This is a genomic window from Pediococcus acidilactici DSM 20284 (assembly GCF_000146325.1).
GTDB classification, from domain to species: domain Bacteria; phylum Bacillota; class Bacilli; order Lactobacillales; family Lactobacillaceae; genus Pediococcus; species Pediococcus acidilactici.
Window position 1 is genome coordinate 796,493 of record NZ_GL397067.1, and the last position, 14,594, is coordinate 811,086.

General features: G+C 39.1%; 12 protein-coding genes. 1 reads left to right on the forward strand and 11 read right to left on the reverse strand.

Annotation, left to right across the window (positions count from 1 at the left end; all coding sequences use genetic code 11):
• Nucleotides 1–189: 189 nt before the first annotated feature.
• From HMPREF0623_RS03980 to gnd, 5 genes are all read right to left on the reverse strand, one after another.
• Complete coding sequence (locus tag HMPREF0623_RS03980) at nt 190–834, reverse strand: LysM peptidoglycan-binding domain-containing protein (RefSeq protein WP_004165473.1); 645 nt, start codon at nt 832–834, stop codon at nt 190–192.
• 464 nt (nt 835–1,298) lie between these two features.
• Entirely contained in the window at nt 1,299–2,288 is a 990-nt protein-coding gene (locus HMPREF0623_RS03985; protein WP_002832180.1) for an alpha/beta hydrolase, read from the reverse strand.
• A 318-nt stretch (nt 2,289–2,606) separates the two neighbouring features.
• Complete coding sequence (locus HMPREF0623_RS03990; RefSeq protein ID WP_002832181.1) at nt 2,607–3,959, reverse strand: gluconate:H+ symporter; 1,353 nt, start codon at nt 3,957–3,959, stop codon at nt 2,607–2,609.
• Nucleotides 3,960–4,140: 181 nt separating this feature from the next.
• Nucleotides 4,141–5,712, reverse strand: a complete 1,572-nt coding sequence (gene gntK / locus HMPREF0623_RS03995; RefSeq protein ID WP_004166061.1) for a gluconokinase — start codon at nt 5,710–5,712, stop codon at nt 4,141–4,143.
• Nucleotides 5,713–5,715: 3 nt separating this feature from the next.
• On the reverse strand, nt 5,716–6,618 hold the full coding sequence (gnd, locus tag HMPREF0623_RS04000; RefSeq protein WP_002832184.1) for a phosphogluconate dehydrogenase (NAD(+)-dependent, decarboxylating): 903 nt from the start codon (nt 6,616–6,618) through the stop codon (nt 5,716–5,718).
• A 150-nt stretch (nt 6,619–6,768) separates the two neighbouring features.
• Here gnd and HMPREF0623_RS04005 point away from each other — a divergent pair, with 150 nt between their 5' ends.
• Entirely contained in the window at nt 6,769–7,611 is an 843-nt protein-coding gene (locus HMPREF0623_RS04005) for a MurR/RpiR family transcriptional regulator (protein WP_004166062.1), read from the forward strand.
• Nucleotides 7,612–7,845: 234 nt separating this feature from the next.
• Here HMPREF0623_RS04005 and HMPREF0623_RS04010 read toward each other — a convergent pair whose 3' ends face one another.
• The 6 genes from HMPREF0623_RS04010 to asp1 form a co-directional block, all read right to left on the reverse strand.
• Entirely contained in the window at nt 7,846–8,082 is a 237-nt protein-coding gene (locus tag HMPREF0623_RS04010; protein WP_002832187.1) for a hypothetical protein, read from the reverse strand.
• Nucleotides 8,083–8,207: 125 nt separating this feature from the next.
• Nucleotides 8,208–9,056: a hypothetical protein gene (locus tag HMPREF0623_RS04015; protein WP_004166063.1), complete on the reverse strand. Its 849-nt coding sequence runs from the start codon at nt 9,054–9,056 to the stop codon at nt 8,208–8,210.
• Entirely contained in the window at nt 9,046–10,491 is a 1,446-nt protein-coding gene (locus HMPREF0623_RS04020; RefSeq protein ID WP_004165475.1) for a glycosyltransferase, read from the reverse strand. Before HMPREF0623_RS04020 ends, HMPREF0623_RS04015 begins: the two co-directional genes overlap by 11 nt.
• Nucleotides 10,492–10,530: 39 nt before the next feature.
• Nucleotides 10,531–11,340: an accessory Sec system protein Asp3 gene (asp3, locus tag HMPREF0623_RS04025; protein ID WP_226884828.1), complete on the reverse strand. Its 810-nt coding sequence runs from the start codon at nt 11,338–11,340 to the stop codon at nt 10,531–10,533.
• Entirely contained in the window at nt 11,330–12,928 is a 1,599-nt protein-coding gene (gene asp2, locus HMPREF0623_RS04030) for an accessory Sec system protein Asp2 (RefSeq protein ID WP_004166064.1), read from the reverse strand. Before asp2 ends, asp3 begins: the two co-directional genes overlap by 11 nt.
• Nucleotides 12,915–14,582, reverse strand: coding sequence for an accessory Sec system protein Asp1 (gene asp1, locus HMPREF0623_RS04035; RefSeq protein WP_004166066.1), 1,668 nt, complete (start codon nt 14,580–14,582; stop codon nt 12,915–12,917). Before asp1 ends, asp2 begins: the two co-directional genes overlap by 14 nt.
• Nucleotides 14,583–14,594 lie beyond the last annotated feature (12 nt).

Here is a 14,594-nt window from a genome sequence, read left to right on the forward strand (position 1 = left end):
AACATCAGTAACTTTACACGATGATTATTACAGAACTATTTTCGAATTCTGATAAATCACTGAAATTTTGTAAAGTTAAGTAACATTTTGTAACAAACCAACCCGTTAGCCTTGCTATCATTGCTTTTTTACGCTTAGGTTAATTGTCAAAAATGAAATATTATTTTCTAAGATCCGATATTTATCAGCTTATTCTCCCCAAGCTGATAAACCTTGTGCGTTATAAACGTTAGTTGCCATGTTGATTTGTTCAGCAACTGACATTCCAGCATGTTCACCGTGACCTAATAATTGGAACAAACCGTAAGCTCCGGAAGAAGCGTTAGATACGTTAGCGTTCCCGCCAGATTCACGCATGATAATTTGTTGCCACTTAGCAGCAGAAACTCCCGTCCGGGATGCCATTTCGTTAGCAACTGAAGATACTGAGCTGTTTCCACTGTAACTTGCTGTTTTAGTAGAAGTTGCCTTTGGTGTAGCAGTCTTTGCCGGAGTTGCTTGCTTAGTAGCTGCTGCAGCATTAGTATCTTTATCAACTTCTGGAAGCGACTTGATTTCTGACTTAGTAGCCTTTTGAATGCTTCCGTTATCCTTAATTACTAATTTTTGACCAACCGTAATGAAGTTAACGTCTTTAATGTGGTTAGCTTGTGCGATTGCATCGTAGTTACCGTTAAGGTTAAACGCGTAGCTGATTTCTGAAAGAGTATCACCAGATTTTACAGTGTAAATTTCGTCCGCATTTGCACTACCACTTGTAATTGCCGTTGCACCGATTGCTGCACCCGCAAGTAAAGCAATAGATAGTTTTGAAAATTTACTTTTGATTGACATATAGATTAAATATCTCCTTTATGTTTAAAAAATCATGTCCGTGTTTCTTTCGTTTCAACAGGTTATTACTTTACCGAACCTATATTACAAACATATTGGGATATTTTGGGAAATAGGGATATTTTGTAAGATTCTGTAACATTTTGTAATAAAAACTCCGTCATCCCCCAACAAATTAGGATTCCATCCTTTCAGAGATATTTGCAAAATGAAATATTTTTTTTGCAAAAAGCCTTATTTCTGCCTTTTTTCTCCTAAATTTCCATAAATAAAGCGTTTTCTGTACAAGACTTCTTAGCGGATTTTTTATAAAAAAACGTGATAGAGAAACTAAAAAAGACTTCCCAAGAAGCTAAAAATCCTTGAAAAGTCCCTCTAATTTATCAAACATCACAGCGCTAAACCTTGTATCCATAGTCAATTTATATTGTATTAGACGGTCGCCGGCTAACCAGATCCACCAGCTAATCTAAGTTTTTTAAAAAATCTTGTGTATTCTCGAAACATTCTTTACCAGCCCGGCTATCCAAATCAAACTGGTATTCATGGTTAACTTTTCGTCCTTTACCGAAAAATAACGCCTGCGTAGCCACTCCTTCCTCACGTAATTTATGGTATAGCTCTTTTCCTTGGGCTTCAAAAGATCCATTATTACCATCTGTAATAAAAATCGGTGGGAATTGCTTATTCACGTAATTCACCGTGGAAACCAACCGCCCCTTTGCCGAACTTTTCCAATCCTTGTCGCCTAGGTATGCCCAGCCGACTTGATTAACAAAAAGTTTCGTCATGGTATCTACGTGCTTTTTATTTACCATTTGTTTAATATCATACGGCCCACAGTATAATAATCCGCCAACAATTTTTACATCTCTCAAATGATGATAATTTATTGCGGTAGCTAGCTGATGGTTACACTGCGCGGCAATTACTTGAGACGCAATATGGGCCCCAGCTGAATCACCACCGACGACTACTTTTTGCACATTTAATTGTTTTGCATAGTTACGATGCACGAATTGAATGGCTTCCCGCATCTGGTTCACTTGGGTGGGATACTGGCGATCCGGAGCAAGCGTGTAGTTAATTGACACGACGTTATACCCATTTGCCGCCATTTTAGTAGCCCAATAAGTGGTTCCCGACTTATCGCCAGCAACAAAGGCACCCCCGTGCGCCCAAATAATCGTTGGTTTAGTACGGTTATCCTTTTTATAAAAAATATCCATGGTGTTTTTAGCGGATTGCGATGAATATCTGACATCCTTTTTAATGGAAATCTGATCCCGATAACCCTGATACGCGCGTGGCCTAATTGCAGCTTCGTCTTTTGCAGCGTGATTTAAAAAGAAGACGAATGGTCTCGGAGAAACATTAATTGCAATAGCAATCGCTAAACCAGCTCCCCCAATTAAGATTAGTAAATATTTGATGATGCGCTTAAAAAGCTTCATGCCTACTCCCCTAACTTTACTACTGTATCCTAAATAAATTATTCACCGTTCTTTGGATTATTAAATTACGTTGATTGTTCCGTAATAACGTAGTTTTTAACTCTAAAATCCATCTTATCAAAAACTTTCTTTCCTATATAGTAGTCTCCAACAATATGACGATTTTTTGCTAAACACCCTTTGTTGATGTAAATAGTCGGCTTGATGCAAATTAAAAGGACTTGGCCATTTTTAACCAAATCCTTTAATTTTTCTATCTATTAAATTATTTTTTTAGATTGTAATTATTTTTCAACGTGAGTACCATCTGTAATCGCGTTATACCACTAAACTCAGAACTAATACTCCTGCTAAGCCTACTACGGAAATTACCGTTTCGAGCATCGTCCACGTTAGGAGGGTTTCCTTAACAGTTAAATCAAAATACTCTTTAAACATCCAAAATCCAGAATCGTTAACATGACTAGCCGCTAAACTACCTGCTCCAACAGAAAGAACCATCAGTGCGGGATCGATTCCCGCTCCTTGCATCAAAGGTAGTACCAAGCCTGCCGCGGTGAGGGCTGAAACGGTAGCTGATCCTAGTGCTACCCGCAAAATCACGGCAATTAGCCAACCTAAAATTAATGGTGAAATGCTTGAAGAAGCAAACGCCGTTTTAATGGCGTCGCCCACTCCCCCGTCAATCAAAACTTGCTTGAAGGCACCGCCCCCACCAATTACGAGGAGTAACATCGCGATTGACTTTACCGCGTCTTCTAAAGTATTCATAATCTCACCACTAGGAATGTTACGGTGATAACCCATTGACCAAATTGCGAATAATAAGGAAATTAACATTGCAATACTTGGCGAACCGATGAAACTAATTAAGTTGTCTAAGAAGTTTGGATGTGTAGGTGTGACCCCGTTGTGAACCACAAGGTCATAAATCGTTGTGATGGCCATCAAAATTACTGGAAATAGCGAGGTTAACACCGCCATTCCAAAACTTGGCGTCTCTGACAACTTAAATTCCTTTTGGGGACCCAAAGCCTTTAAATTACCCGTCCGTTCAAAAGCGCTTGGCACCATTTTACGTGCAATCTTAGTAAATAAAATTCCCGCAACGTAAACCGTTGGAATGGCCACGATAATTCCGTAAAGCAGTACCTTACCCGCGTTAGCATTCAAAACTGTCGCAATTGCGGTTGGTGCTGGATGGGGTGGTAAAAACCCGTGGGTAACTGATAAAGCCGTTGCCATTGGAATCCCTAGCGCGAGAACTGAAACCCCGGCTTCAGTAGCAATTGCAAACACAATTGGAACTAAGAGTACAATGCCGACTTCGAAGAACAACGCAATCCCAATAATAAAGGAAGCCACTACTACCGCCATTTGCAAGAAGCGCCGGCCAAACTTATTAATTAAGGTATGGGCAATGCGATAAGCACCACCTGCGTTGGCAACTAACCGTCCTAACATTGCCCCAAAACCAAAGACTAGTGCTAATTCGCCCAGCTGACTGCCAATCCCGTTTTGAATGGTGTCCGCGATTTTACTTGCGGGCATTCCCAGTCCCAGTCCCACTACTACTGACGTAACGATCAATGAAACGTATGTGTTAAATTTAAATTTAATAATTAAAGTGAGTAATAAAATAATTCCAACAATTAGAACTATAAACTCCATTGTTTTCACTCCTTATCAGCGCTAGGTAAGCGTTTGCATGCTTTTCCAAAAATACAGGAGACTGAAAAACTTCCTATTTATAATAGTTCATTCAGTCTCCAGTTTTTTGAATCGCGGTGCTGGTAGCTTACGATTGCTACTTTTTAAAATTTCTGACTAAATTACGGCCCTACCTTGACAATTAATCTTCTTCCGCAATTCGCGCGTGAGGGTTAGGGTGTTTGCGCTGGAAGTCCGCAATGCTGTCATATTCGCCTGCTAATTCGTCCGTTAACCGGATCCAAATTGGTAATAGTTCCCGGTAAACCCCGAAGTTTTCTTGGTTAGGATGGTGTTGGTGTGTAACCCCCACCATTGATTTAACGGCACTGAGATCGTCAATAATTCCCAAACTCTTCATTCCGATTACAACCGCTCCAAGTGCTGAACTTTCAAAACTTTCCGGAATGTTAACGTCTTGCTCGAAAATATCTGCTAGCATTTGCCGCCATAATTCGCTTCGCGCAAATCCGCCGGTGGCTTGAATTGATTTCGGTTTCCCCGCAACCCCTTCGATCATCAGCATGACCATGTAAAGGTTATAAACAATTCCCTCTAGTGCAGCCCGGACCATGTGTGCTCGGGTATGTTGCCGCGTAAGTCCAAAGAAACTACCCCGGGCGTTAGCGTCCCAGATCGGTGCTCGTTCGCCACCTAAGTACGGGTGGAATAATAACCCGTCAGCGCCGGCGGGAATCTTAGCGGCAATGTCAGTTAAAATTTCGTACGAGTTAACTTGCATTTGTTCTGCAGTAATTTTTTCTGGAGAAAACAGCTGGTCGCGAACCCACCGGAAAACAATTCCGCCGTTATTTACCGGTCCACCAACTACCCATTTGTTATCGTCAAGGTAGTAGGTGAACAAGCGTCCACGGGGGTCAACTACCGGGTGGTCAACCACTACCCGTACCGCACCCGATGTACCAATTGTGACCGCCAAAACTCCTGGATCAATGGCGTTCACACCTAGATTGCTTAAGGTTCCGTCACTGGCTCCTAAAATAAATGGAGTATCAGGATTGATTCCGGTCACCTCTGCGTAAGAACGGTCCATTCCAACTAATTGTTCTTCTGGGGTAACTAACTCAGGAAGTTGTTCCCGACTAATTCCAACGGTTTCTAAGGCTAAACTGTCCCAATCCTTTTCAAAAATATTAAATAAACCAGTTGCGTTGGCTAGTGAATAATCCTGGACGTATTTGCCGTATAGGCGGAACAATACGTAGTCCTTAATGCCAATAAAATGCTTAGCTTTTTTAAATAATTCTGGTTGATCTTTTTTTAACCAAAGTAGCTTAACCATTGGTGACATTGGGTGGGTAGGTACCCCGGTGCGCGCGTATAACTTGGCACCTAAGCCGTTTTCCTTAAGTTCTTCAGCTTCTCGGCTAGCCCGGTTGTCTGCCCACGTAATCACCCGAGTTAACGGTTGGTCGTTTTGATCCATTAAAATCAAACTGTGCATCGCACTGGAAAATGAGACCCCAGCAATTTGGTCAGCCGCAACTCGACTTTTCCGCATTACTTCCGTCAAGCCACTGATTACCGCGTCAAAAATTTCTTCCGGATCCTCTTCCGCCATGTCAGGAGTTTCTTGATACAAAGGATATGGATTATTGGCGTACGCAATCGATTTTCCCTTTAAATCAAATAAAACTACCTTGGTACTGGTAGTCCCCAAATCAACACCAATCATGTACTTCATCTGCTTCATCCCCTATTTTTCCTGATGGTCAACTGCATGACCGCCGAATTCATTTCGTAATGCCGCAACTACTTTTCCGGTCATCGTATCGTCTTTTTCCGAACGGTAACGCATCATCAATGCACTCGAAATTACCGGAGTAGGCACTCGCAACCGCAACGCCTCTTGTACCGTCCATGCTCCTTCACCAGAGCTATGCATTACACCCTTAATTTCATCTAAGTTAGCATCTTTACTAAAGGCATCTTGGGCTAGTTCCATAAGCCAGCTCCGGACCACCGAACCGTGGTTCCAAACTTTAGCAACCGCTTCGTTATCATAGTCAAATTGGCTTTCACTCAAAACTTCGAAACCTTCCCCAATTGCTTGCATCATGCCGTATTCAATTCCGTTATGCACCATCTTTAAATAATGTCCTGAACCTGCTTTACCGGTATACAAGTAGCCATCTTCAGCGGCAATCGCTTTAAATAGGGGTTCAATTCGAGCAAAGATTGGTTGAGGCCCCCCAATCATAAAGTTACCATTTTGCCGTGCCCCAGCCTTACCACCTGAGGTTCCAACATCAAAGAAGTGAATTCCTTGTTCCTTTAAAATTTCTGCATGGCGAATCGAATCTTGGTAAAACGAATTTCCACCGTCAATTACCACGTCGTCTTCGTCTAGCAACTCACTGAGTTCTTTAATTGTATCGTCAGTGGGTTTGCCAGCTGGTAGCATTGACCAAACGATTCGGGGCTGCGTTAGTCCCTTTACTAAAGATTGAAGGTCGGTAACCGTCTTGATTTGGGCCTTGGTTGCCGCTTGGCGCGCCTCGGCAAACAGATCAAAAGCAACCACCTCAATTTGGTGGTCACGCATATTCTTAGCTAAGTTAAGTCCCATCTTGCCTAAACCGATTAATCCAATTTCCATAATAACCCCTCGCTTATCTTCGTATAATTAATTCCATATTCATTCTATGAAAATATTTTACATAAATCAAGCGCTTTCATGAAATTATTTTTCTGAGCTAGATTTAGTGATATACTGAACATAAGTAAACTTGATGGGAGTATCTACACAATGTCAAATTTTGCGTTACGTATTCAGGCGTGCCAAAGCAACTTTAGCGATAAAGAACGCCAATTAGCGACGTTTCTTTTAAAGAATCAAAGTCAAATTAGTCACGCCACCATTTCTGAACTAAGTCAAAAAACTGCGATTTCTACCGCGACCATTTCACGCTTCGCTAAAAATTTGGGGTTTAAAAATTTTCAGGAGCTAAAGTTAAGTCTCGCTCAGACCGAAAATTCCGATAACCTTTTTGCAGAGATTAGTCCTAGTGATTCCCCAGTCACCGTTGCCGAAAAGGTTTTTGCGGCTAACGCAGATGCTTTAAAAGCCACGGTGAAATCCCTTAGCGAAACTGACTTAGCAATCTGCGTTCAACTCTTATTAGACGCCCAGCAGGTGGGCATTTTTGGACTGGGAGCTAGTAACATTGTTGCCCTGGATGGCTATCATAAATTCCTGCGAACCCCGCTAGACGTGGTTTACGCAAATGATTTTCATATGCAAATCATGGCAGCAACTCGTCTAACTGCTAAGGACGTAATGCTTTTGATTTCGCATTCGGGCGAAGACCGGGATGCGATTGCCTTAGCTAACTTAGCGTTACAACACCAAGTTCCCTTAATTTTAATCACTAGCTCTGCAAACGCCACCCTAGCTAAAATGGCGGACGTTACCCTAATTTCGGTTGCTGAAGAAGCACTATACCGTTCCGAAGCTCTTCACGCACTAATTGCGCAGATGAGTATTATGGACGCCCTCTTTATGTCGGTAGCAATCAAGACCAACCATAAAATTGCTTTGAAAATTCACCAAGAAATTAAAAAAACTCGTAAAAATGACCCGTTGTTTTAAAACCAAAAGAGTACGAGACCAAAATTGAGTAATTTACGAGCGTTAACTAAAAATTGACCATCACACCTGAATTGGGCATGATGGTCAATTTTAGATTACGCGGAACAAACTGACTTTTGGCTCTCCTGAAGTTAAATCACAAAACAACTTTTTAAAAATCTTTTCATCCTTGAAAAGCAATCTTCAGTTTTTCCCAGCTGCTCCAGAACTTTGAAACAAAAAAATTAGCGTTTTTTAGTCGAGGCGTAATCCTTCAAGCGCCTTAACCAGCATTTCACGATCCGCCTTCTTAAAGAACTTAAATTGGCTTGCTTCTAGTTCGTTAAATTCTTCAATCAACATGTACGCCGTTAAGTAACGCTTTAGTGCGTCCTTGCTTGCGCGAACATCATCGGGATTATCTAACTTAGAGCCGCTGATTACTGCCAAAGCGAATTCATTCGGGTTAATCTTAATTTTTTTCTCAGCCATCCTTCATTCTCCTTAACGTATATATTTGTGTCTCCGGTATTATATTCCTTAGTTTCTCACTTTTCAAGTAACCAAAAAAATGAGTGGACCTTCCTCACTAACTAAGGATTGCACCACTCATTAATTTATTGTTTAGGTTCGACTTTAGAAACGTCTAAACCTAGATCAAGCATTTTTTGGTAGTCTTCGCTACTTACCACTACGCGTTGAATGTAGTCGATATGATTTTCCATGATTAGTTTAAGATTTCCCTTTACTTGCCCACCTTCAAAAGCCGGTTCTTCCAGATAAAGTGTATTTTTAGACTGGGTATTTTTCAGAGCATCTAATTCAACGCCTAAATAAGTAATTCCGACTTCGTCTTCAGGTTTAACAATTTTGGCAACTTGTGCAGCTTGAAATTGCGCCATGTTATCGTACTTTTCAATAATTTTCTTAGTTTTGGGATTTTCTACCGTAATAAAGTTAATTTTCCCTTCATAAAAATAAAACCGCAAACGAACGTCACCATTATCATCAAAGAAATCAATTTCTTGCACTTTATCCTTATAATAGAACAAGTTACTAAAGAGTTTTCCATCAAAAGTGTACTCCTCTACCATATCCCGAGTACCGTCTTCATTAAAAAATTTGATATCTTGAACTAAACGACGTGAACGAGGGAAAGTACGCATTTCTCCGAATGTAACTCCATCTTTAATGAGGGTAATTACACCATCATGGTTCATAAAAATTTCGGCACCATCTACTGTAGGCACTTTGTCGAAGAATAGAGAATTATTTTCGTCGTACGTCCTTTTGGTAACATAATCAACGATGTTAATCATCTTTGGATATTCTTCTTTTTTTAAACGAACGAAAAATGGCTCCGGTAATAAAGTAATTAAGGTGCTGTTATTCTTTTCTGCACGTTCCTTTTGAGATTTCCAATTATCCGTTCCTGGTCGTAAAATACTTACTAACTCATAGTTCATTAATCAAATTCCTCCATTTATCAGCAATCACATGATCACGGTAATTATCAACAGACTTATAGATATCATCTTTCATTTCAGAGATGTCACGTTCCATTAATTTTTGGATACCCTTTTCTAATTGACTAACATCAAATTCGTGATCTTCTCGTTTAAAGGTCATCAAGTAACCATTCTTTCCATCTTGAATTAATTCTAGAGAACCAAAGCGTGCAGCAAAAGTAACAACTGGTAGTCCTGCATTCAATGCTTCAATATAAGTTAATCCAAACCCTTCAGAGAAGGACGCTGAAACAAAGGCATCATATTTAGGATAAACTTTATCGGCATGATGCGTTAAGCCTCGTAATTTAATGTATTTCTTAGCTTGAACTTTTTCGATTAATTCCTTCAGTTTCTTCTCTTCTTCACCGGCGCCATAAATATCTAGGCTAACTTTATGACCTTGCTTATGTAAGTTAGCTACCGCTTTAACGACTAAATCGATATGCTTTTCAGAAGCTAGTCGAGAAATCGTAACTAATTTAAAGCCCTTATGTGGAGTTGACTTAATCTGTTTAGTTTCATCATCAATGCCACCAACCGGAATCGTTACAATTTCTTTTTCTTTATTTGGAAAATCAACCAATAAATCTTTTCGCTGTAGTTCAGTAGAAACCACTATCCGGTCAATTCGGTCTAAATGACTAAGGGAGTACTCGTAGTAATTGTTCCAAAATGGTGCCTTAGGATCATCACGATCAGCTAAGTGGTCCGCATGTACAATTTCTACCAATTTCCGGTTTACATTCGGTACGTCTTCATCCATTAAAGCAACCTCATTCATTTCCCCACGATCCAAGACAAAAACATTTTTACCCGAATAAAGGCGTTCAATTTGATGAAAAAAATATCTCCGTAATTGTACTAGATTGGGGAAAAATAATTCTTCAGGCTGGTTATATAAATGAATGTTTTTAATTACAAAACTCCGGTCGTCGTGTGGATTAGCAAGAAATTCAAACGCAACTTTTCGCAAGTTAGTTTCCGTATCAAATAATTCTACACGGTCAACGCTAACCAGTAATGCTGGATTTTTCTTAGGATTAGGATATTTTACATAGTGCCGAACAATCCTTACCCCTGCTGAGGTAACCTTATTCTCCATACGAAAAGTATTAGTACCATCAATCACGGTCTCACTGCTCAACTTTGTTCGCTTTTTTAACCCGTTTAACGCATAATCATCACCATGCACAAAGTATTCCCAAATATTAATTACTTGATCATCACGCAGATCCCATTTGTCCATTGCTTCATGTAAGTTATCAACTAGTGCCATAAAAATAAATTTATAATCTAAATTGGCTTGGTCAAAACGTTTTGCCCGATAAAATTGGGCATGTTCAACTCCCGAATTACCAATTCCCATTGCTTCATTAACAAAAAAATTCATGTTTTTCCTCCAGATGTGGTTCTAAAAATTTAAATTGCTTTAACGCCGGTAGAAATGCAGGATTTTTGCTAGTTCCATAGTTGTGTAATTTTCTAGTTTAATCAAACTTTCTTCTGGTTCTGATAGTAAGATGGTATCTGGCGATAAAGCATCAAAAGCAAGCTTTCTTTCCTTAACCACTTTTTCAAGCGACTTAGTTGCATGGGCAATTGCATCATGCAACTGTCCTTTTTGCCAATTAGCCCTACTATCGTACTCTACAAAAATTCGCAAAACATTCTGCTTCCCTAAATAAGATCCTGAATACAGCAGTCTTCTACGTAAATATACTTCTACTTTTTCAAAGAAATGGTCCCGTCGGTCCCATAAACAAATCACATTCATATTGCCATCAATCGTTGCAATCTCAAAAGTACTTTCTACTGGTCTGATTATTAAATCTTCGAACTCCAACGAACGATTATTTAAATTAACCAAACTTAATTGGTAATGATCCATCTCTTCAGGGACTTCAAATTCGCCATCTAAATCAATTGTTAATGGACCATCAATAATTTCATTCTTTACATCAAAAAAGTCTAGTTGAATTTGAACCGAATTTTCCGGTGCTATTATTGCCTTAGTAATAATTTGATATTTAGCTTTTCGCTTCAATAAGGGCAACTGCGAATATCCTGTATCTAGTTTGTCGAAAACAACTTGTGATTTCCAAGTATGGATGCGTTCACCAGGGCTCATTCTTTCGTTTTTAAAATAGATTTTCCCATTTTGATAATTAATCACTGAGCCATAGCTATACGTATCATTCATATGAACTGGCCATCTAATTACAAAGTAACTACTCTTCATCTTCGTCATCCTCCTGCGGACTAAAGTCTCGACCGTAGTTGGTTTCAAGAATATTTCGATATTGATTTATAAACCAGCTACTGAGAGCCCCAGACTGATCATTATGCCTTCCAGTAAAGCCCTTATGAATAATCCGAGAAGTTGGTGAATGCTTTCGTAAAAAACGTTCCAGTTTTTCAAATGCATCTCCATCATAATCGTCATCTTTCATATAAACGATCACAAAATTTGTTTTGGAATGATCATGCTTGGTAAATGAACCCCAAAAAATATCATTCGCTTGCTTAATATTTTCATCCGCAATTCCACCAGTTAGTCTTAACACTACATCCAAAGAAGTTGGAAATCCACCAGGGCGATTAATACGCTCATTAGCGGCAATGTCCCCTAAACTAGTTAGTGGTTTACCAACAATTACCCAATCTGGATTAAGGAATGATGAATAGTATAAGCTAGCGAAAGTCCCCATCGACAATCCTGAAAGAATTAGTTCGTTTGGTTTAAATCCCAGTTTCTTTAAAGTTGTTTGAATCAACTTAATAATTTGGCTTTCCAGTTTTTCACCACCAACGTAAAACGAGCCCCCTAGGATACGAAAATCTTCAATTAAAAGCGTCGGCCCTTTTAATCCTCGCATCATGAACATCCCTTCTACTCCGGGGTTAAACCGAAAACCAGAAAAGTAAACCATCAACGGTGGTTTAAAATCACCTGGATCAAAGTAGTGGTACAAGGGTTCCCCCATTGCTTCGTCATCGATTTCTACATCTTCACCAATTAACAAGGTTCCTCGACCACCACGGCTTTCGTTAAGGGTAATTGCTCCCATTGTTAAATCAATATTTTGACCCTTAACTAGTAATTCAACAAGGATGAAAGCACCATTATGATCAACTTTTAGCGGAATCAAATTTTTTAAATCATCGTTATCCACCTCTGTTGAATAGTAGATTTCACTAGTAAATGCACTTATTAACGAAACTCTTAAACGTACATTAGTTGAAGGCGTATTTCTCTTAAATTCGGTTCGTATTTCCCAAATTGAGTTTTTAGCTACCCCCAAGGGACCTCCCCAATTAGCTACTCGTTGATAGTCCTTAATGTCATTATCTATGATTTCTAAATAATTGTGTCCCAATTGTTTTACAGTACCCTTAAAAAAAGAGTCAAATTGGATATTATCAAATTTATATTTATACCCTAATTGATCGTTATAAAATTCCTCATTAAGTTGCTTTGCTAAATCCTGTTCACTTTCAAAGTCAATAAATTGAACATTCTTTAGAAAAAAGGCTTGCTTAGCTTCTTCGCTCAGCTGAAGCCTGCTATCGATGATAATGTTGTTAGCCGGCAATTGCCTCAAAAAAGAACTTTGACCAGATTGTAAATATTCCGATTGAGTAATAAAAAACAAATCATGGCGAAAAACTAGATTTAGTTCCCCTTTAATAAGTAATTTATTCTTCTCTTCTCCAATTGGTTGATCTACAAACTCAAACGGAACATCGAAAATATCGAACTTCCCCTCAATTAACTCTGCTAATCCTTCAATTTCGGGACCCAGATGTATAATTTTACCTTTGCTCATAACGCATCCTTCTCTCCCACCAATCGGATTGGCGTCCAAATTCTAATTGTTCCATATACTTAGCAGTATTCACCAACGCAATATTCCAATTACCTAATTTTCCTAAGTAAAAATCAAGTCCATCTGTCAAACTGTGCCCTTCTTTAACAATCCATCCATTCTCGCTATGGATAACGAACGGACTCTCAACCTTAATAATTTGTGGTATTCCAGCACTAATAGCATTAAATTGTGTTCTAGTATCATAGGGTTCTCCCATATCCACTACAATTCGAGCCCTAGCCAAGTCAGCAAAAATTTGGTAATCACGAGACCCTACCCGAAATAAAACGTTGGACATATCTTCAACAAATTGTTCCCAATCGATTTTTTGACTCTCGGGAATTTCATCTACCGTTATCGTCACTTCTCCATCTTTAATTGGATGCTTAATTTCCCAGGCTTTCCATAGTCGAAGTTTTACCCGATATATCAGTTTTTGCATTTCTTTTCCATTGTTTTCGTTGAACATAATCTTATTTATGATTTTCCAGTCTTTTTCACCATCCAGAAAGTCATAATGGTTTAATAATTTCTGCAAAACTATTGAAAATACCTGATCAGCCATTTCATTATTAAGTGTTGAAATTATTAAGCCAGCACTCTCATGCTTTAGGTAATAGTCTAATAATTCATCACTTACGCCACGAACACTTTGGTCATCATTTGTATCACCAATATTCCAGTAAATAATTAGTTTTCGTTCTTCATTACTGTTACCTAAACGCATATCTGCACCATAAGGATAACCTAAATCTAGATGTGCTCTACACAATTCATTAACTTCGAGTTGAAATTGCTCGAATATTGCATAATTAGGGATTACAAAACTGCTGCAACCCTCCATTTGTGGGACCAGTTCTTGAATATCTACTGAACTAATTTTTCCAGGGTGATCTAATAAATAAGTAATTGGTATTTGTTTTTGCATCTTTATCATTAACGAACGCATTCTTTTATTGCTACTAGCAATTACCCCATCCGTACGTTCATCAAATTCATTAGCAAACTTTTTGTTAATGAATTCCATGAGTAAATCATCTAAACTATCATACTCAGCGCGGTCAAAATTACTGTAATTACTTAAAATTTTTACCGTTACTTCAGCCTGTGGCTCATAGCGTAGAATACATTGTCCGACTTCGTTGAACCAAATCTGCTTTATCAAACGGTCATCCTTAAAATATTTGGTTGCAGCTTTAAAACCTCGGTCATCATATATGTCCACATGATAAATATCATCATCTAAATACTCCACCGCTTGAATAAAGCCCTGTTCATTGCCAATCACTCTTGCTGCCAACTTATTCCCACGATACCCCACAACCGAACGAGTTCCTTGGGCTGTACGAATATCGGCAGGCCACTCCAAACTTTCCGGGCCAAGAGGCATGCCGTCGGTCCGTTCAATGTTTAGAATTGCATCCCACAGATTCCAAAATGGAAGGTTAGTTAGCCCGTTTACGTGTAAAAGATACCTTAAATTGGGTAAAAAATTTAACACCAATAATTTCACCGGTTTGTCGCCGTCAACTAACAAACTCATTACATTTTTTAATGGGTCGCGATTTAATTCCTCAATATTATTTGTCCATGCTGGGGCAATATAAAACATTCGCTTAACTCC